We start from the raw sequence: 18,787 nt of genomic DNA, 5'->3' as shown, positions 1-18,787 counted from the left end.
CAACGTGCGCCGTCACGCACCCGGCACCCCGCGCGTCGACGTGACGCTCGGTCGCGTGCGGGGCGCCGACGGCACGCCCCGCGTCGAGGTGCGCGTGGCCGACGACGGCGGGGGCGGGCCCGGAACGCGTTCCCGTGCGGCCGCGCGCCGGGAGCGGGAGGGCCTCGGCGGGCGCGGCCTGAGCGGCCTGCGGGAACGCGTGCGGTCGACGGGCGGGACCTTGGACTACGGGCCGTACGAGGACGGCTGGCAGGTCGTCGCCCTGCTGCCGGCGGCCACGGCCGTCGCCGTGGAGCGCACCGTGGAGCGGGCGTCATGAGCGGCGCGCCGACCCGCATCCTGCTGGCCGACGACCAGGACGACGTACGCAGCGGCTTCCGTCTCGTCCTGGACTCGCAGCCGGACATGACCGTCGTCGGCGAGGCCGCCGACGGGGCCACCGCACTCGAGCTGGCCCGGCGGCTGCGGCCCGACGTGGTGCTGGCCGACATCCGCATGCCGCGGCTCGACGGCCTGGAGCTGACGCGTCTCCTCGCCGGGCCCGGGGCGGCGCACCCGACGCGGGTGGTCGTGGTGACGACCTTCGACCTCGACGACTACGTGCACACGGCGCTGCGCCACGGCGCCTGCGGTTTCCTGCTCAAGCGCTCGGGCCCCGCCCTGCTCATCGAGGGCGTCAGGGCGGCCATGGCCGGGGACGCGCTGATCAGCCCGCAGATCACCGTGCGGCTGCTGCGGCGGCTGTCCGCCACGCCGCCCGCTCCGCCCGCTCCTCCGGTGTCCGCCGCCCCGGCCGCCGCCGTCGTGGATCCCCTGACCGACCGGGAGCGGGAGATCGTCCGCCTGATCGCGCGTGGGCTCACCAACGCGGAGATCGGCGCGGAGCTGTTCATCTCTCCGGGGACCGCGAAGACCCATGTGGCCAACATCCAGGCGAAGCTGAAGGCAGGCAACCGGGTCGGGATCGCGGCGTGGGCGTGGGAGAGCGGCCTGGTGGCCCCGGGTTCCTAGCTACCTGGCGGCCCGTCAGCCCGGCGGCCCGTCAGGAGGGCTGCTTCCAGAGGGTGAGGAGGCCGGAGTAGCCGGGCGGGTCGAAGGGCTTGCCCGTCGGCGACACTTCGGTGATCTTGAGCATCGCGAGGTTGCCCTTCGAGGTCACCGTGCACAGCACGTCGTCCTTCTGCAGGATGTTCTTGTCCATCAGGTCCGCGCGGGTGAGCTCGGCGGGCAGCGGTGCGGTGTCCACCGCCTGGCGGCACTCCTGGGGCGTGGTCCCCCTGCTCTTGGCGGTCGCCTTCTTGAAGTTCATCCACTGGGCCATGTACGACAGTTCGGTGTCGTGGCCCGGGATGTCGTCCTGCGGCGACACCCTGGGGGCGTCGAAGTCCACGGTCTCCAGCGAGTTGGCGGGCGCGCCGATGGTCAGGGGGCGGTCGGCGAAGACGGTCTCGTAGTCGCGCTTGGCGGGCTTGGCCTCCTGTTTCGCCTCCTCCTTCGCCTTCTTGCTCGGCCCGGCGGCGGGCGGGGCGCTCGCGGACGGCTTCGCGTCCGCGTGCGCGTCGGACTTCTCGTCGTCGCCGGACATCGCCCACGCCGTACCGGCCACGACGGCCAGGGCCACCACGAGTCCGATGGCCAGCGGCGTCCGCCGGCCGCGGGACGGCGGCGTCGGGGTGGTCGCCGGAGCGGAGGGTGTGTACGCGGGCGGCGGGGGCGTGGCCGGGGCCGCGCTCGCGGCCTGCGTGGGTGCGGCGTGCACGGCCGCGTCGCCGGAGGGCGCGCCCTGGTCGTGTCCCGGCACCTGGGTGGGGACGTAGGTGGCCGTACGGCGCGGCCCCTCCTGGTCCGGGCCCGGCGGCGGCTGCTCGCCCTCGCCCGCCAGCAGCAGCCGCATCCGGCGCTCCCGTTCGCCGACGGCGGCCGCGAGCGGGGCCGGGAGCCAGCCGTCGAAGGCGCGCGGCGGGCGGCACGAGGCCCGCTCGCACAGGTCCGCCAGTTCGCGGGGCGTGGGCCGGGCGGCGGGGTCGGCGGCGAGGGTGCTCTCCAGCAGGGGGCGCAGATCGTCCGGGTAGCCGGACAGGTCCGGCGGCCGCTGTGCGGTGTTGGCGATCTGCGTGGCCACGGTCAGGGCGCTGCCGGAGCCGTAGGGGTGGTTGCCGGTGGCGGTGACGGCGGCGATGAGGCCGAGGGAGAAGAGGTCGGCGGCGGGGGTGAGGTCGGCCCCGGTGCCGTGCTCGGGCGACATGAACTGCGGGGTGCCGATGAACCCGCCGCTGCGGGTGAGCTGGGTGGCCTCGGCGGCGCGTGCGATGCCGAAGTCGATCACCCAGGGGCCGTCGGCGGCCAGCAGGATGTTGCCGGGCTTGAGGTCGCGGTGGATGACGCCGGCGGCGTGCACGGACTCCAGGGCCCGGGCCACGCAGCCGACGAGCTGCAGCGCCGCGGGCAGCGGCAGCGGGCCGTAGGTCCGCAGCGCCTCGTCCAGCGGCAGTCCCGGCACGTACGCCGTGGCCAGCCAGGGCTGTTCGCCGTCGGAGTCGTGGTCCACGACGGGCACGAGGTGGTAGCCCCGCACCTGCTGGGCGGCGCGCACCTCGTGCTGGAAGCGCCGGCGGAACTCGCCGTCACCGGCGTACTCCCGGCGGATCATCTTGAGGGCGACCGGCTGGTTGCCGCGCGTGTGCGAGAGGTAGACGGATCCCATGCCGCCCTCGCCGATCCTGGCGAGCAGCCGGTAGCCGGCGATCTCGCGCGGATCGGTCGCCGCCAGCGGGCGCAGTGCGCCGCCGTAGTTCCCACTGATGGGTCCCACCCCCGAGGTGATGCGTTCATGCCGAAGATCAGAATCTACGTCATGGGGGAAGACGGCGGCACATCCGGCCGCCCGGTGCCGGGCGAACGTCCATGGGACTTTCGGCGAATGTTCTCGCGCCGGCGCCTTCCGTACCGTTCGTGACGTGCGAGGAACGACAGTGAACAGGCGCGACCCCGCGGTGGTGCTCGCGGCGGCCGCGGTGGCGGCCACCGGGCTGAGCGCCGTGACGAGTCCGTGGTGGGCGGTGGTCGCCGCGGCCGCGGCGTTCTCGGCGGGCCACCGCTCGGGGCGGACGCGGACCATGGCCGTGGCGGTGAGCGTACTGGTCGTCGCGGCGGCGACCGCCGTGGTGACCGTGCCGGCGCTGCTGGCGCTGGGGGGCGTCTTCGTGGCGACGGTGGTCGGCGCGCTGCTGCTGCCCTGGTGCGCGGGCCGCGTCCTGCGCCAGTACCAGGAGCTGGTGCGGGCCGGCTGGAGCCGGGCGGAGCAGCTCGAGCGCGAGCAGCGGCTGATCGCCGAGCAGGCCCGGCTGCGCGAACGGGCCCGGATCGCGCAGGACATGCACGACGCGCTCGGCCACGACCTGAGCCTGATCGCGTTGTCGGCGGGGGCGCTGAAGCTGGCGCCCGGCCTGCCGGAGCGTCATCGCGCGGCCGCCGACGAGCTGCGGGCCCGGGCCGCCGGGGCCGTGGAGCGGCTGGCCGAGGTGATCGGCATCCTGCGCGAGGACGCCGAGGCGGCCCCGGCCGCTCCGGCGGACTTTGCCATCGGGCCGCTGGTCGAGGGGGCCGCGGCCTCCGGCCTCGATGTCACCCTGCGCGTCGAGGGCACGCCGGCCGAGGTGCCCGGGGTGGTCGAGCGGGCCGCCCACCGGGTCGTCCAGGAGGCGCTGACCAACGTCGCCAAGCACGCGCCCGGTTCGCGGGCGACGGTGCGCGTCGTCCACGCGCCGGGCCGGACCACGGTCTCGGTGCGCAACACCGCCCCACGCCCGGCCGCCGTCGCCGCGCTGTCCGGCGGCGGCCGGGGCTGATCGGGCTGGACGAGCGGGTGCGGCTGGCGGGCGGGTCGCTCTCGCACGGTCCGCACGACGGCGGCTTCGCCGTCACGGCCGGCCTGCCGCACGTCCCCCGCCGCGCCCGCCCTCGCCCCCGGCCTCCGGCGCACCGGCCGCCCTGCCGCCCGAGCACCGCCGGGCCCGCCGGCGCGCGGGCCGCGCCCTCGTCGCGGCGGTTGTCGTGCCGCTGGCCGCCACGGTGGCGCTGAGCGCCGCGCTGGTGACGTGGGCGTCGCTGACGCTGTCCCACACGGTCCTGGACCCCGCCGCCTACGCCGCCCTGCGCGTCGGGCAGAATCGCGCCGAGGTGGCGGCCGTGCTGCCCGAGCGTCAATTGCCGTACCGGCCCCGGGCGGCGGAACCGAAGGGACCGGGAGTCCGGTGCGAGTACTACGCGGTCACGACCGACCGGTTCGTGGACGCCGCCGGCGACGCCTATCAGCTCTGCTTCCGGCACGGCACGCTGGTGGCCCTTGCCGTCCTGCGCGAGTGAGCGCCCCGTGATCCGGGTTGTGGTCGCCGACGACGAGCCGATGATCCGCGCCGGCGTACGGGCCGTGCTCGCCGCCGATCCCGAGCTGGACGTCGTCGCGGAGGCCGGCGACGGGGACGAGGCCGTGGACCTGGTCCGCCGTCACCGTCCCGACGTGGCAGTGCTCGACATCCGGATGCCGCGCGTGAGCGGCATCGAGGCGGCGGCGCGCATCCGCGCCGACGCCCCGGACACCAAGGTCGTGATGCTGACGACGTTCGGCGAGGACGACTACATCCTGCGGGCCCTGTCCGGCGGGGCCGCCGGCTTCCTGGTGAAGTCGGGGCCGCCCGAGGAACTGATCGCCGGTGTCCGCGCGGTGGCCGGCGGCGCGGCCTGGCTCTCACCTCCGGTGGCCGCCCGGGTGGTCGCCCATCTGACCGCCACCGGCGCCGCCGGCGCGGCCGGGCGCCGCGCCACCGCCCGGGAACGTGTCGCCGCCCTCACCGCCCGCGAACGCGACGTGCTGTCCCACCTGGGCGCCGGCCTGTCCAACGGTCAGATCGCCCGGCGGCTGCACGTGGTGGAAGGCACCGTGAAGGCGCACGTCAGCTCCATCCTGGCGCGGCTGGGCGTGGACAACCGCGCCGCCGCGGCCGTCGTGGCCCACGAAGCGGGCGTCATCCCGACGCCGGGCCCAGCCGGTCCGTGACACCACGGCCTCGGCGAGCGGTCGCAGCGCCAGCATCGCGGCCGCGGCCACGGCGCCGCCGAGCAGCGCTCCGGCCATGACGTCGTGGGGGTAGTGGACGCCGACGGCCACGCGCAGCAGCGCGGCGAGCGCGGCCAGCGGCAGCGTCACGGCGGCGAGCCGCGGTCGCACGACGGCCAGGCCGACGGCGAGCGCCGCGGCGAGGGTGGAGTGGTTGCTGGGGAACGACCAGTCGCCGGGCTCCGGACACGGATCGACGGGGTTGACGCCCGCCAGCGCGCGGCAGGGGCGTTCCTCGTCCAGCATCGTCTTCAGGAGCTCGCTGGTCGCGTACGCCAGCACGGTCGCCGCGCCGGCCAGGAGGATCCCGGCGACGGCCCGGACGTCGTGCCGGCGCAGGGCGGTCAGGCCGGCCCACACCAGCAGCAGCCCCAGCACCACCAGCGTGCCCTCGGTGGCCGCGCCGAGCAGCGAGCCCACCCAGGCCGGGGCGTCCGCCGCCGCGCCGGCCAGCGACCGGTAGGCGGAGACGGACGGGCCGCCGGTGACCCGTACCGCCCCGGACGCGTCCGCTCCGGAGGGTGCGAGCCAGGCCAGCAGCCCGGCGGCCACCGCCAGCACCCCGGCGGCGGCCAGGGGCCGCGCCCCGGGCTTCCGGGCGTGACCGGCGCGTTCTTGTTCGGTTCTGCGTTCCATGCCGTCGAACCTACGGACGGCGAACCGTCGGCGCCCGACCCGAACGACAGCGTCGTACCCCTGACGATCGTCAGGGGTCGCCCATCGGTCAGGCCCGGTTCCTCGAGCGCCGGGCGCGCAGGACGAGCACCCCGGCCGTGAGGGCGGCGGCGAGAACGGCGGCCGCGGTGACCACCGTCGCGGTGACGCTCTTGTCCGCGTCGTCGGAGGCGTCGGCGGCATCGGCCTGCCGGGTCGGCGAGGCGGCGGAGCGCGCGGCGGGCGACGACGGCGGAGCGGAGGACGGGGAGGCCACGGGGCCCTGGGCGAGGGCCGGTACGTTCACGGTCGCCTCACCGTGGCCGAGGTCGGGGAAACCGCAGTGGACGGTGATCTTCCAGGTGCCCGGGGTCAGCACCTCGTGGGTGGTGTACGTGGCCTTCTCGCCCTCGACGCGGACGAGCTGCCAGGGCCCGCGCGTGGTGCCGTTGGGGTCCTGTGCGGTCAGGGTGCCCGCGACCGGCTCGTCCACCGGGTCGTCGTCGTTGTCCCAGAGGGCGACGGCCCGTACGTGGCCGTCCGGCCGGTCGCCGGAGACGGTGAAGTGGATGGTGTCGCCGTGCGCGGCGGCCGGTGGGGCGGCGCCCAGCACGATCAGGGCGCCGAGCAGTCCGGCCGCCGGGGCGAGGGCTGCGGGACGGAAGGTCATCGGGTACTCCTGGTGGGGGACGGCGAAGGACGGAAAGGGTAAGGGCCGGCGACCGCGGTGGGGGTGGGGTGGGTCGCGGTCGCCGGCCCGGTTCAGGGGATGCCGGGGCTTTCGCCCGTCAGGACGCCTTGGAGAGCGTCCAGTTCTGGTAGCCCTGCTTGTTCTGCTGCTGCAGCTCGAGCAGCCATCCGCCGTAGTACCAGCGCTTGCTGATGCCCAGCGCCAGGGTGGAGCCCTGCGGCTGGAGGACGTAGGAGCCGGAGCCGTTGGCGGTCAGCTTCCACTTCTGGGCCGAGGAGCCGCCGCAGGGCTGCTGGGCGACGTACTGGCCGGCCACCGCACGCCCGTCGGTGCCGGGCTGGAGGCACTTGCCGGACTGGACGGACTTCACGCGCACGGCGCCGCTGCCCGCGTCCTCGAACGTCCACTGCTGGTTGGCGTAGCCGTGGCGCTGGTAGGCGATGGCGACCGTGCCGTTCGCGGTGGAGCCGCTCCACAGGTCGGCGGCCTGGCCGGTGAGGCTGTTGAGCAGCAGGAACTTACCGCCCGGCTTGGTCGGGCCGTTGCCGGAGGGCAGGGTGCGGAAGGAGGCGGTGCGGCCGGGCGCGGAGACCTTGCCGTCCGCGCCGCGCGCGGCGACGGCGACCTTGTAGGCCGTGTCGGGGGTGAGGCTGACGAGCCGGACGGAGGTCTCCTTGACGTCCGCGTACTTCTTGCCGTTGAGCAGCAGGTCGTAGCCGGCGGCCGAGGCGGCCTTCGGCCAGCTGACCAGGGCGGAGTCCGGGGCGATCTGGGTGACCTGCGCGGCGGGCCCGGTGGACGGGTCGGGGGTGGAGGTCCCGGTGGGGTTCGGGGTGGGGCTGGGGTTGGGGTTGGGGTCGGTGCTGCCGCCGCCGGCTATGAGGAAGCGGTTGTTGGCGATGTTCCAGTGGGTGGCCAGGTAGCTGCCCGGGCGCGGGTTGGTGTGGAAGTAGTCGTCGTGGCCGCAGTCCAGGCGCTCGTCGTTCGAGCGGTCGGGGCAGATGGTCTGCATCGCGGGGTAGTACGGCGCGTCGGAGTAGCACATGATGTCCCACTCGTCGACGCAGTGCGCGGCCTTGCTGGTGTGCGGGGCGCTGTTGTTGACGGCGCCGAGGTTGTGGCCGAGTTCGTGGGCGGGGGTGCTGCCGCCCCAGCAGCCGTTGTCCGTACGGCCGTAGGAGGGGCCGAAGTTGCTGAGGTTGTCGGCGCCGGGGCGCTCGTCGCCGTTGAAGGTGCCGATGCCGCAGTACACCTGGGCGTCGGCGAAGATCATGTACTTGCGGTCGCGGCGGTTGAAGCCCTTGGCGGCCAGGGCGTTGTTCGTCGCGCCGAACTCGGCCAGGGAGCCGTCGGGGATCTCGACGTTCAGGACGGACGGGGAGCAGTCGGCCTCGGTGACGTAGCGGACGTGCCGCTCGCCGCCGGTCTCCTTGGCGCTCGCGTTGTAGATGACGTCGGTCTCCGCCGCCCACTGCTTGAACGAGGCGGCGTACTGCCCGAACCGGTCGCGGCCGGGGCCGTGGACGTACAGCACCTGGACCCGGTTGCCGGTGGAGCCGTCGCCCTCGCAGACGGTCTTCGAGCCGCCGGGAGCGCCGGGGGCGGCCGGGGCGGGGCCGCCGGCGGCGACGCTGCCGGTGCGGGCGTCGAGGGCGGCCGTCGAGCCCTGCAGGGCCTCGGCCGCCGCGGGGGCCTGCTTGCCGTCGCCCTTCAGGTCCGGCGCGGACGCGGCCTTGGCCACGGGCGGGGTGTCCTTGGTGATGTCGATGCCCTTGGGCGGCGCGTCGGGTCCGTGGGTGCACAGCCGGGCGTCGGAGACGCGGTAGACGCCGACACAGGGGTCGCCCTTGGGCGCCGGGTCGAGGCCCTTGTAGACCAGGCCGCGGCCCGTGTCGGCCTTGGGGGTCTTGGTCAGCGGCGCGGGCGGGGCCTTGTGCACCGGCTGGGCGGCGGCGGGAACGCCCTTGGCCTCGGTCGTCGCGTCGTCCGGCGTCGTCGCCGACCCGATGCCGATGACGCCGACGGCCAGGGCGGCGGCCGCGGCCGTCGCGGCGGCCGCGACGATCACCCGGCGCCGGGTTCTGCTCCGGCGGTGCGTGCTGGGTTTCTTGCGGGAGTGCGTGGTGCGCATCGTGCGAGTCCCATCGGTGGTGGAGGGTCAGTACTGCGGGGGCCTGTCAGGCCCCGGAACCGCCGGGCCCGCCCTTGACGGTGCGTGGGGGGTTCGTCCGGCGCCGTGACAGCGCGCGGCGGGACGATCCGGGCGGGCCCGGCGGTGGCTCAGGGGTCTTTCGGGGGCGGTGGGGGCGCTTCAGCGGGTGGCGAAGGCCTGGTTCCAGCGGCGGGCACCGGCGTCGGCGGTGACCCCGACGCCCATGCGGGTGCGCGAGCAGTCGAGGACGGCCTCGCGCCGGCCCGGCGTCTTCATCCAGACGGACACGACCGCGGCCGCGTCGGGCCGGCCGCCGACCGTGGTCACGCCGGAGAAGGTCCACCGGCCGCCGGCCGTGCGGGCCGCCCCGGCGGAGCGCTCCCGCGCGGTGGCCGCCAGCTCGGCGTCCTGCCGCAGCGGGCAGCAACCGGCCCGGGCGCGCTCCGCGTTGACCAGGCGTACGACCTCCCGCTCGAGGTCCTCGCGCGGGCCCCGCGGGCGCGGGGCGTCCTTGCGCGGGCCCGGCGGGGGCGCCGGGCGGCGGGACGCCGTACGGGCGGGAGCGGGGGCCGGCGTCGTCGGCGGGGTCACCGGCGCGGTGGTGCGGGCGGCCGGCTCCACGGGGCGACGGCCGCCGGGCGAGGAACGGTCGGCGGGCGGGGCCTCGCCGGCGCGCTCGGACGCCTCCGGGGCAACGGTCGCGAGGGGCACGGCGGACGGAACGTCACGGCCGGGGGCGCTCAGCTCCGTCGGGGCGGCCTGCTCCGGGGAGGCGGAGAAGTACTCGCAGCCGCCGAGCACACCGCCGGCGACGACGGCGAGCGCGGCGACGGCCAGGGCGGGCCGGGCGACCCTGCGCGGACCGCCGGCGGTGCCGTCCTGCCCGGGGGCGTCGTCCGCGCCCCCGCCGGTATCCTCCGCGCCGTCCGGCCCCAGGGGCGCGGCGCCCGCCACGGGAGCGGCGGGCAGCGCCTCGGCGACCCGGTCGGCCAGAGCCGCGGCGACGGGCACCAGGCCGAGGCCGGCGAGCAATCCCTCGGCAGGCACCAGAGCGGACCGGTGGCCGCCGCACTCGGCGCAGCCGCGCGTGTGCCGGGCGATGCGCTTGCGCCACAGCGGGGAGGGCACGCCGTCCCACGGGCCGAGGACTCCTGCCAGCTCCGGGCAGCGCGGGGCGGCGGACAGGACCCGCACGACGGCGCGCGCGGTCTCCAGCTGGCCCTTGATGCGCTGGACGCGTACGGCGGTGTGCTGGGGCGACAGTTCCAACGCGGCGGCGACCTCGGCGCGGGTCAGTTCGCCGGTGGCCTCCAGCCACCACAGCGACAGCACCGCCCGCTCGTCGTCGTCCAGCCAGCGCGTGGCCTCCGCCGCCTCTCTGCGCTCGCCCTCCAGGCTCAGCCGCACGATGGTCAGGCCCACGAAGTCCGCGTCGGGGTCGTGGACGTCGCCCGCGTCCTGCAGCCCGGTCACGGGCGCCTCCTGACGCTCGCTCCGCCAGTGCCGGCGTATCTGGTTGACGGTGATCGCCACGAGCCACGAACGGAAGCGGCCCGGATCGCGCAGCCCGTCCAGGCCGCTGACCATCCGGATCATGGTCTCCTGCACGACGTCGTCGACGTCCGCGTGCCCGTTCAGCGCGCGCCCGACGATGTTGTAGACCAACGGGAGGCAGGCCGCGACGAGCTCCTCGCGCGCGGCAGTCTCCCCTGCCTGTGCCGCCTCGACCATGTCGGCCACGTTCGTTCCCGTCACGCTCCGCCCTCCTCGTTCCCGCCGCGCCGCTGTGGCGTCCCGGCACTTGGGAGACCTGGGGAGTACGGACGCATAACAAAAAAGCTGCGATCCGATCGATTTTTCGTTCCGGCCCGGCCCGTCCGGGTGGCCGCCGGCGGCCGAGCCATGCCCGGCCCGCCGGAGCGCGGCGGGCCGGTACGGGCACCCGGTGGGCGGTCAGGAGGCGGCCGGCATCCGAAGGCCCGCCGGCAGCGGGCCGGTGTACGTCACGCCCAGCCGCTGGGTGGCCCGGGTGAGCGCGACGTAGAGGTCGCTCACCCCGAAGTCCCCCGGCTCCGCCACGATCACCGTGTCGAACTCCAGGCCCTTGGCCTGCCGGGGGTCGAGCAGCACCACCGGGCTGGTCAGGTCGGGGGACGGGCCGGTGGAGGCGGCCGGGAGGGCGGCGGCCAGGGCCGCGTGGTGCTCCCGTGCGGCGATCACCGCCAGCCGGCCCTCCTCCCGCGTCTCGCGGGCCACGGCCTCGGCGACGGCGCCGGGAAGGTCGCCGGTGCGGTGCGCCCAGGGCCGTACGCCCGTGGAGCGGATCGACTCCGGCGGTGCGAACGAGGGGTCCGCGGACCGGGCCACGTTTGCCGCGACCTCCATGATCTCCTGCGGGGTGCGGTAGTTGACGCCCAGCCTGACGTGCCGCCAGCGGTCGCCGACGTACGGGGCGAGGATCGTCTCCCACGCGCCGCACCCGCCCGGCTCGGCGGTCTGCGCCGGGTCGCCGACCAGGGTCATCGAGCGGGAGGGGCAGCGGCGCATCAGCAGCCGCCACATCATCGCGGACAGCTCCTGCGCCTCGTCCACGATGACGTGGCCGAACGCCCAGGTGCGGTCGGCGGCCGCGCGTTCGGCGGCGCTGCGGTGGTCGGCCTCCTCGTGGCGTTCGGCGAGCCGTTCGGCGTCGACGAGGTCGTGGGCGGCGAGCACCTCCGAGTCCTCGTCCTCCCGGTCCTCGAACTCCTGGGTGCGGGAGCCGTAGGAGAGGTTGAGGACGCCCTGCGCGTAGGCGATGCGTTCCTGCCGCTCGGCCTCGGCGGCCGCGCGGGCCGCCGAGTCGTCCTCGCCGAGGAGTTCGGCGGCCTCGTCGAGGAGCGGCACGTCGGCGGGCGTCCAGGCGCCGTCGCCGCGGCGGACGGCGTCCGCGTCGGCGCCGGGCAGGTGGACGGGGTCGGCGAGGAAGTCGGCGACCAGTTGCTGCGGGGTGAGCAGGGGCCACAGTTCGTCGATCGCGGCGTGCACGCCGGGGCTGGCGGCGACGCCCTTGCCGAGCTGGGCGATGTCGTCGGGGCCGAGGAAGTTGGGTCCGCCGTAGGGGTCGGCGCCGAGCCGGTCGGCCAGCTGGGCGGTGAGGGCGTCGATGACGTGGAAGGCGAAGTAGGGGCGGGCGAGGTTGTGGGGCAGCCGGGTGGCGCGCGCGTGGCGGCGGGCCTCGTCGGCCAGGCCGGCGTCCAGCAGCAGTTCGCCGTCCTCGTGGTCGATGACGGTGACCGGGTCGGGCAGGGTCTGCCGGTCGCGGACGAACGCGGCCAGGGCGTCGGCCATGGCGGCGGAGCCCTTGACCTCGGCGGCGCGGGGGGTGTCGGTGCCGTCGGCCGTCACGCCGGGGAAGAGTTCGCCGGGCGTGGCGAGCAGGACGCCCGTCTCGCCGAGCGAGGGCAGGACCTCGGCGATGTAGCCGAGGAACGCCGGGTTGGGCCCGACGATCAGCACGGCGCGGCGGGCCAGCTGCTCGCGGTGAGCGTAGAGCAGGTAGGCGGCGCGGTGCAGGGCGACGACGGTCTTTCCGGTGCCCGGGCCGCCCTCGACGACGAGGACGCCGTGGTGGGGGGCGCGGATGATGCGGTCCTGTTCGGCCTGGATGGTCTGCACGATGTCGTGCATGCGGCCGGTACGGGCCGAGTCGAGCGCGGCGAAGAGCACGGCGTCGGCGTCGGTGCCCTCGTGGCCGGTGCGTTCGGCGTCGGTGAGGTCCAGGATCTCGTCGTGCAGCGCGGTGACTCGGTGGTTCTCGGTGGTGATGTGGCGCCTGCGGCGCAACCCCATGGGGGTGTGCCCGGTGGCGAGGTAGAACGGGCGCGCTACCTCGGCCCGCCAGTCGATGACCAGCGGGGTGCGGTCCGCGTCGTCGCGGCGGATGCCGATGCGGCCGATGTGGTGGTCGCGGCCGTCGCGGAAGGCGAGCCGGCCGAAGCACAGGCCGCGCTCCCCCGCGTTGAAGGCGGCCAGCAGGCCGGACTGTTCGGCGACCAGGACGTCGCGTTCGAGCCGCGCCTGGTGGGTGGTGCCCGTCGGCACGAGGGCGGCCCGGACCGAGTCCTCGGCCGAGGCGCGCAGCTCGGTGAGGCGATCATGGAGCAGATCGATGAATTCCTGCTCGTGTCGCAATTCCTCGTTTGACAATTCGACTCCCGCCCGGATATGATGGCCTCATAAAGCTTCTCCATGCTCTGATTTCAGTTAGGCATGGAAACCCCCAATATACGCAGAGAAATACCCCGGCCGTCAATACGGCCGGGGTGTTTCTTTCTTGTGACGGGGCTATGACGGGGCGCGCGGGGCGGCCGTGATGCGCTCAGCCGTTCGTGAACTCCGGGGCGACGAGGGAGGGTTCCCCTTCGCCGGACGGGGCGAAGAAGCGGGCCACGGCCTCGTCCGTGACCTCGGCGAGGGTGGCGGGGGACCATCGCGGGCTGCGGTCCTTGTCGATGACCTGCGCGCGGATGCCCTCCACCAGATCGGGCGTGGAAAGGGCCGCGCACGACACGCGGTATTCCTGCTCCAGCACGCGCTCCAGCGAGAGAGGGCCCCGGGCCCGGCGCAGCGCGGCGAGCGTGACCTTGAGCGCGGTCGGGGACTTCGCGAGGATCGTGGTGGCGGCCTCCTTGGCGTCGGGCGTGCCGTGGTCGAGGAGCCGTTCCACGATCTCCTCGACGGTTCCGGCCGCGTAGCAGGCGTCGATCCATTCGCGGTGGCCGGCGAGTTCACCGTCCGGCGCCGGACGGGCATGGCGGGGCAGGACGTCCGCGGCCCCCTCGTGGGCGAGGTCCGCGACGAGGGCCGGCACCGCGTCCGCCGGGACGAAGTGGTCGGCGAGCCCGCACAGCAGGGCGTCCGCCGCGCCCACCGCGGCGCCGGTGAGCGCCAGGTGGGTGCCGAGCTCGCCGGGGGCCCGGGCCAGCAGGTAGGTGCCGCCGACGTCCGGTACGAAGCCGATGCCGGTCTCGGGCATGGCCACGCGGGACCGTTCGGTGACGACGCGGACGTCGCCGTGGGCCGAGACGCCGACGCCGCCGCCCATCACGATGCCGTCCATGATCGCGACGTAGGGCTTGGGGTAGCGGGCGATGCGGGCGTTGAGCCGGTACTCGTCGCGCCAGAACGCCGCCGACGCCGCTCCCCCGCCGGAGCGGACGTCGTCGTGGATCGAGCGGATGTCGCCGCCCGCGCACAGCCCGCGCTCGCCGGCGCCGCTGATCACCACGGTCGTGACCGCGTCGTCGTGCTCCCAGGCGGTGAGCGCCTCGTCGATGCGGCGCACCATGGCGTGGTCGAGGGCGTTGAGGGCCCTGGGGCGGTTGAGGGTGAGGTGTCCGGCGCGCCCTTCGGTGCGTACCAGTACGGAGTCGTCGGTCATCGCGGGGCTCCCGGTCCTCGCAGGGCGTGTGGTCCCGCCGGCCCGAGGGCGACATCGAGGCGCATGTTCTCGTTCGTTCCTTCCGGGGTCCGGTGGACCCGTCGATCGGGGACGATCTTCTTGAGGCCATCGTCGCTCAGGCGGCCACCGCCCGCACAGGGCCCCCGGGCCGCCCTCTGACGTCATGTCACACCGCCGCGCTCCTCCGGGCGGAGGAGCCGGGGCGGCCGCTCTCCGTCCTGAGTCGGATGCCGGGTGCGGCGCGGGCCGCCTAGCGTGTCGATCATGATGAGCACGACGTCACGGCGGTCCTTCACCGTCGCCGCACTCCTGACGGCCCTCGCCGCGCCGCAGATACCGGCGGCCGCGGCGGCGCGTCCCGCGCCCGCCCCGGCCGAGCTGCCGGCGCCGGCGACACGAGCGCCGATCGGCACCCGGACCCTGCACCTGGTCGACTCCTCCCGGCCCGACCCGTGGAAGCCGGCCGCGGGCCACCGCGAGCTGATGGTCTCCCTCTGGTATCCGGCGGCGGTGCGGCACGGCGTGCGGGCGCCGTACGTCTCGAAGGAGCTGGCGAAGAAGGTCCTGGGCACCGAGGCCGTCGCCGGCGTCCGCACGCACGGCCTCGTCAACGCGCTGCCCGCGCCGGGGAAGCGACCGCTAGTCGTCCTCTCCCCCGGCTTCGGGATGAGCCGCGCCACGCTGACCGGTCTGGGCGAGGACCTGGCCTCCCGCGGCTACGCCGTGGCCGCGGTCGACCACACCTACGAGGCGCCGGTGGAGTTCCCCGGCGGCCGCATCGAGGACTGCCTGATCTGCGACAGGCCGGACCTTCCCGTCGTGCCGAACCGGGCGAAGGACATCAGCTTCGTGCTCGACCGGCTGACGGCCCCCGGCAGCGGCCTGGTGATCGACCGCAAGCGCGTCGGCGTGGCCGGGCACTCGATCGGCGGGGCGAGCGCGGTCGAGGTCATGCGCGAGGACCCGCGGGTGAAGGCGGCGGTCAACATGGACGGCAATTTCCTCACCGAGCCGCCCGCCGAGGGCCTCGCGCGCCCGGTGCTGCTGCTCGGCGCCCAGCGGGGGAAGATGCCCGAGCCCCGGGCGAACTGGGAGCACACCTGGGACCGGCTCACCGGCTGGAAGCGCTGGCTCGACGTCCCCGACGGCGGGCACATGACCTTCACCGACGCGCCGTGGCTCGTCGACCGGTTCGGCCTCGGGGACCGCATCCCGCCGGAGTCCCTCCCCTTCGCCTTCGGCACGCTCAAGCAGGACCGGGCGACCGCCCTGACCCGGGCCTATGTGAGCGCCTTCTTCGACCGGCACCTGCGGGGCGCGCGCGGCCCGCTGCTCGACGGGCCGTCCGCGGCCTACCCGGAGGTGACCTTCCTCCCCTAGGAGGACGCGCGGCGGGACGTCCGGGTCCGGACGTCCGGGGGACGCCGCGCTCCTCGCACCGCGGTGTCACCGGGACACACGGGGGTTCCGGCGGCACAACGCCGGAGGCGTCCCCCACGGCCGATGCCGTGGGGGACGCCTCCGTTTACGACCGGTTCCGGTCAGCCGATATGGGGGTTACGACTGCTCGGCACCGGCCCGCTCGAGCTCGGCCTCGCGCTGGACCCGGGCGACGCGACCGCGCACCAGGAACCAGCCGCCGACCAGGGCCGCCACGATGATGGGCAGGCACATGACGGTGGTGCGGCTGGCGCCCTCGTCGGAGGCCATGATGCCCAGGACACCGGCCAGGAAGACCAGGGTGACGATCTGGGTGTACGGGGCCCAGGGCAGCTTGTAGCCGGGGCGGGTGACCCGTCCGTCCTGCGAGCGCTTCCAGAACAGCAGGGAGCAGACCATGATCATGCCCCAGGTGCCGATGATGCCGATCGCCGCGAAGTTCAGGACGATCTCGAAGGCGTCCGCCGGGACCACGAAGTTCAGACCGACACCGAGGACACAGAAGAACGCGGTGAGCAGGATGCCGCCGTAGGGCACCTGGCCCTTGTTCATCAGGCCGGTGAACTTCGGCGCGGAGCCGGACATGGCCATCGAGCGCAGGATGCGGCCGGTGGAGTACAGACCCGAGTTCAGGCTGGACAGCGCCGCGGTCAGGACGACGAGGTTCATCACGCCGGCCATGTACGGCACGCCGATCTTCCCCAGGACGGTGACGAACGGGCTCTCGCCGACGATGTAGGAGGTGTACGGCAGCAGCAGCGCCAGCAGGATGACCGAGCCGACGTAGAAGAGGCCCACACGCCACATGATCGAGTTGATCGCCTTCGGCATGATCTTCTCGGGGTTCTCGGTCTCACCCGCGGCGACGCCGCACAGCTCGACGGAGGCGTAGGCGAAGACGACACCCTGGATGACCATCAGCATCGGCACGACACCGGTCGGGAAGATGCCACCGTGGTCGAGGATGTTGTCCAGACCCGGGGTGGTGGTACCGACCTTGTGCTGGCTGGCCAGCAGGAAGATGCCGACGACCATGAAGATGGAGATGGCGGCGACCTTGATGATCGCGAACCAGAACTCCATCTCACCGAAGTACTTCACCGAGATCAGGTTCACAGTGAGGACGACGGCGAGAGCGATCAGGGCGAGCACCCACTGCGGGATGTCGCTGAACATGCTCCAGTAGTGGGTATAGGTGGCGACGGCCGTGATGTCCGCGATGCCGGTCGTGGCCCAGTTCAGGAAGTAGAGCCAGCCGGCGGTGTAGGCGCCCTTCTCCCCCATGAACTCACGGGCGTACGAGACGAACGCACCGGAGGAGGGACGGTAGAGCACCAGCTCGCCGAGCGCACGGACGACGAAGAAGGCGAAGAGCCCACAGACCGCGTACGCGATGAAGAGGGACGGGCCGGCGTTGTGGAGACGGCCACCGGCGCCGAGGAACAGACCGGTACCGATGGCACCGCCGATCGCGATCATGTTCACGTGGCGGGACTTGAGGTCCTTGCTGTAGCCCGCGTCACCGGCGTCGACGTGTGGGGACGTCGTCGCCGGCGCGGCAACGCCGGGCTGGGGGTCGGCCGCAGTGAGGGTGCGGTCACTCATATATGTCTTCGCCTTCACTGGAGGGGGGAACAGCATGCCCGGATACCGGCTGGCGACGCCGGAGCCCGAGGTTGTTCGGAAGGTGTGGACCGGTGGTCATCGACTATCGGACACCGTGGCCCGATCCAGTCCATGAGGTGAATGGTGTGAGGCGCGCCTGTACGCCGTCAAGAGTTTACGGAGAGTTGATTTTATGAATTACATACGCTAGCCGCGCCGGAACCCAGGAAACGAGCGGCCCGAGGAATGCTGTGTAACGAAAAGACAACCGACCCCGCTATGTGGCGGCGATAACAGCGGGCATCGCCGTCCGTGACACCTCCATAACCGTGGGGAGTGAATGTCGGGGGCACCTATTTTTGGAATAAAAAATCCGCGGGAGAGCAGGTCGCTCTCCCGCGGACGAAGGAAGCCGGGTTACTTCAGCGCGCTGCGCTTCTGCCACTGCTCCCAGTTCTCCTGCCAGACCTCGAGACCGTTGCCGACGTCGGTCACCTTGGTGCTGGTGGTGTTCTTGACCTCGACGGTGGAGCCGATGGACAGGAAGTCGTAGGCCCTCTTGGCGTCGGAGGTGGTCATGCCGAAGCAGCCGTGGCTGTTGTTCTCCACGCCGACCGAGTTGTTCCACGGCGCGGAGTGCAGGAACGTGCCGGAGGCGGTGAGGTGGGTGACCCACTTGGAGTCGAGCATCCACTCGTTGCCGTGGCCGATGGTCGCGGAGTCCATCGTCTCGGCGGCGTTCTTGCTGCGGACGGTGTGGATGCCGCCCCGCGTGGGGTCGACGGGCGAGCCCGCGGAGCCCTTGATGGTGCCGACCGGCTTGCCGTCCTCGTACATGGTCAGGGTGTGCGAGGGGACGTCGATGACGGCCTTGTGGTCGGCGCCTATGGTGAAGCCGAAGTCGTAGTTCCGGGCGAACCAGCCGCCCTCGCCGGAGTCGACGCCCGTCAGGTTCCCCTTCACGGCGACCTTGGTCCCCGACGGCCAGTAGGTCTTGGGCCGCCAGTCGACGCGGTCCTGCCCCGACCAGTCCTTCACCCAGCCCCAGGCGCCCTCCACCTTCGGCTGCGTGGTGACCGTCAGGGACTTCTCGATCTCGGCGCGCTTGCTCTTGTCGACGGGGTGGTCGAAGAGGATGGACACCGGCATGCCCGTACCGACGGTCTCCCCGTTGCCCGGCGTGTTGGTGAGCTTGTTGACGCTCGGCGCCGACTTGGTGGTGAAGGTGGTCGTGGCGGAGGACTCCTTGCCCTTGCCGTCCTTGCCGCCCTTCGCGGTGGTGCGCACGGTGTAGGTGGTCTTGGGGCCGACCTTGCTCTCCGAGGTCCAGGTGGCGCCGTCACCGGCCATCCGCCCCTCGACCTTCTGCCCCTTGTCGTCCTTGACCTCCACCCCCGTCAGGCGGCCGCCGTCGGCCTTCACCGATATCGGCGCGCCGAGCGCGACGTCCTGGCCGCCGCCCGGAGTGACGCTGACGCGGACCTCGGCCGAGGCGTCGGAGCCCGAACCGCCGGAGCCCGACGAACAGGCGGAGAGCGCCAGGGAGCCCATGAGCGCGGATGCCAACAGGACGGAGCGACGGCCCGTTGCGACGTGCACGTGAGTCGACCTTTCTCTACAGCGACGAAAGTGACGCGGCGGGCCCTGCTTTGCCGTCCTACCTGCGGTCGACGGCACCCCCCACCA

Annotated in this window: 14 protein-coding genes and 1 pseudogene; 6 read left to right on the top strand and 9 right to left on the bottom strand. The window is 73.7% G+C overall.

All coding sequences use genetic code 11. The features are described from left to right. Positions 1-4 precede the first annotated feature (4 nt). Positions 5-319 carry a hypothetical protein gene (locus J1792_RS34125; protein ID WP_242645929.1) on the top strand — a complete coding sequence of 105 codons (315 nt, stop codon included), beginning with the start codon at positions 5-7 and terminating at the stop codon, positions 317-319. Then, complete coding sequence (locus J1792_RS15470; RefSeq protein WP_086568139.1) at positions 316-1,011, top strand: response regulator; 696 nt, start codon at positions 316-318, stop codon at positions 1,009-1,011. Before J1792_RS34125 ends, J1792_RS15470 begins: the two co-directional genes overlap by 4 nt. Positions 1,012-1,042: 31 nt before the next feature. Here J1792_RS15470 and J1792_RS15465 read toward each other — a convergent pair whose 3' ends face one another. Next, a complete protein-coding gene (locus tag J1792_RS15465; protein WP_245872123.1) occupies positions 1,043-2,812 on the bottom strand; it encodes a serine/threonine-protein kinase in 1,770 nt (589 codons plus the stop codon). A gap of 160 nt (positions 2,813-2,972) precedes the next feature. On the opposite strand from J1792_RS15465, the gene J1792_RS35380 reads away from it, so the two are divergent. From J1792_RS35380 to J1792_RS15455, 3 genes are all read left to right on the top strand, one after another. Next, complete coding sequence (locus J1792_RS35380; RefSeq protein WP_307842997.1) at positions 2,973-3,848, top strand: sensor histidine kinase; 876 nt, start codon at positions 2,973-2,975, stop codon at positions 3,846-3,848. Positions 3,849-4,053: 205 nt separating this feature from the next. Further along, complete coding sequence (locus J1792_RS34115) at positions 4,054-4,365, top strand: hypothetical protein (protein WP_242645928.1); 312 nt, start codon at positions 4,054-4,056, stop codon at positions 4,363-4,365. 7 nt (positions 4,366-4,372) lie between these two features. Next, positions 4,373-5,056 (top strand): response regulator transcription factor, encoded by a 684-nt coding sequence (locus J1792_RS15455; RefSeq protein ID WP_086575023.1) that lies wholly within the window; start codon positions 4,373-4,375, stop codon positions 5,054-5,056. Between the two features lie 39 nt (positions 5,057-5,095). On the opposite strand, the pseudogene J1792_RS35065 reads toward J1792_RS15455, so the two are convergent. The 6 genes and pseudogenes from J1792_RS35065 to J1792_RS15425 all read right to left on the bottom strand — a co-directional run. Then, positions 5,096-5,752: pseudogene (locus tag J1792_RS35065) on the bottom strand (phosphatase PAP2 family protein); the annotation flags it as partial. Between the two features lie 88 nt (positions 5,753-5,840). Continuing rightward, positions 5,841-6,440: a hypothetical protein gene (locus J1792_RS15445; protein WP_207247487.1), complete on the bottom strand. Its 600-nt coding sequence runs from the start codon at positions 6,438-6,440 to the stop codon at positions 5,841-5,843. A gap of 118 nt (positions 6,441-6,558) precedes the next feature. Continuing rightward, positions 6,559-8,592 (bottom strand): RICIN domain-containing protein, encoded by a 2,034-nt coding sequence (locus J1792_RS15440; protein ID WP_242645927.1) that lies wholly within the window; start codon positions 8,590-8,592, stop codon positions 6,559-6,561. A 180-nt stretch (positions 8,593-8,772) separates the two neighbouring features. Continuing rightward, positions 8,773-10,368, bottom strand: a complete 1,596-nt coding sequence (locus J1792_RS15435; protein ID WP_307842996.1) for a sigma-70 family RNA polymerase sigma factor — start codon at positions 10,366-10,368, stop codon at positions 8,773-8,775. A gap of 198 nt (positions 10,369-10,566) precedes the next feature. After that, complete coding sequence (locus tag J1792_RS15430; protein ID WP_242645926.1) at positions 10,567-12,801, bottom strand: HelD family protein; 2,235 nt, start codon at positions 12,799-12,801, stop codon at positions 10,567-10,569. A 172-nt stretch (positions 12,802-12,973) separates the two neighbouring features. Then, positions 12,974-14,035, bottom strand: a complete 1,062-nt coding sequence (locus tag J1792_RS15425; RefSeq protein WP_207247486.1) for an enoyl-CoA hydratase/isomerase family protein — start codon at positions 14,033-14,035, stop codon at positions 12,974-12,976. Positions 14,036-14,320: 285 nt separating this feature from the next. Between J1792_RS15425 and J1792_RS15420 the strand changes: the two genes are divergently transcribed. Next, on the top strand, positions 14,321-15,436 hold the full coding sequence (locus tag J1792_RS15420; protein WP_207247485.1) for an alpha/beta hydrolase family protein: 1,116 nt from the start codon (positions 14,321-14,323) through the stop codon (positions 15,434-15,436). 177 nt (positions 15,437-15,613) lie between these two features. Here the strand turns inward: J1792_RS15420 and J1792_RS15415 are convergent, their stop codons facing one another. After that, positions 15,614-17,101, bottom strand: coding sequence for an amino acid permease (locus J1792_RS15415; RefSeq protein WP_086567503.1), 1,488 nt, complete (start codon positions 17,099-17,101; stop codon positions 15,614-15,616). A gap of 417 nt (positions 17,102-17,518) precedes the next feature. Beyond that, positions 17,519-18,700 (bottom strand): L,D-transpeptidase family protein, encoded by a 1,182-nt coding sequence (locus J1792_RS15410; protein ID WP_242705127.1) that lies wholly within the window; start codon positions 18,698-18,700, stop codon positions 17,519-17,521. Positions 18,701-18,787: the final 87 nt, after the last annotated feature.

It is taken from the genome of Streptomyces triculaminicus (genome assembly GCF_017349075.1).
Lineage (GTDB): Bacteria > Actinomycetota > Actinomycetes > Streptomycetales > Streptomycetaceae > Streptomyces > Streptomyces triculaminicus.
The sequence above is the reverse complement of the archived record's forward strand: the minus strand, read 5'-3'. Positions and strand labels throughout refer to the sequence as shown.

Bases quoted from the DNA above. Each gene is read 5' to 3' on its own strand.
- J1792_RS15415 (WP_086567503.1), bottom strand. From the start codon at position 17,101: ATGAGTGACCGCACCCTCACTGCGGCCGACCCCCAGCCCGGCGTTGCC.
- J1792_RS15445 (WP_207247487.1), bottom strand. From the start codon at position 6,440: ATGACCTTCCGTCCCGCAGCCCTCGCCCCGGCGGCCGGACTGCTCGGC.
- J1792_RS15420 (WP_207247485.1), top strand. From the start codon at position 14,321: ATGATGAGCACGACGTCACGGCGGTCCTTCACCGTCGCCGCACTCCTG.
- J1792_RS15470 (WP_086568139.1), top strand. From the start codon at position 316: ATGAGCGGCGCGCCGACCCGCATCCTGCTGGCCGACGACCAGGACGAC.
- J1792_RS15425 (WP_207247486.1), bottom strand. From the start codon at position 14,035: ATGACCGACGACTCCGTACTGGTACGCACCGAAGGGCGCGCCGGACAC.
- J1792_RS15440 (WP_242645927.1), bottom strand. From the start codon at position 8,592: ATGCGCACCACGCACTCCCGCAAGAAACCCAGCACGCACCGCCGGAGC.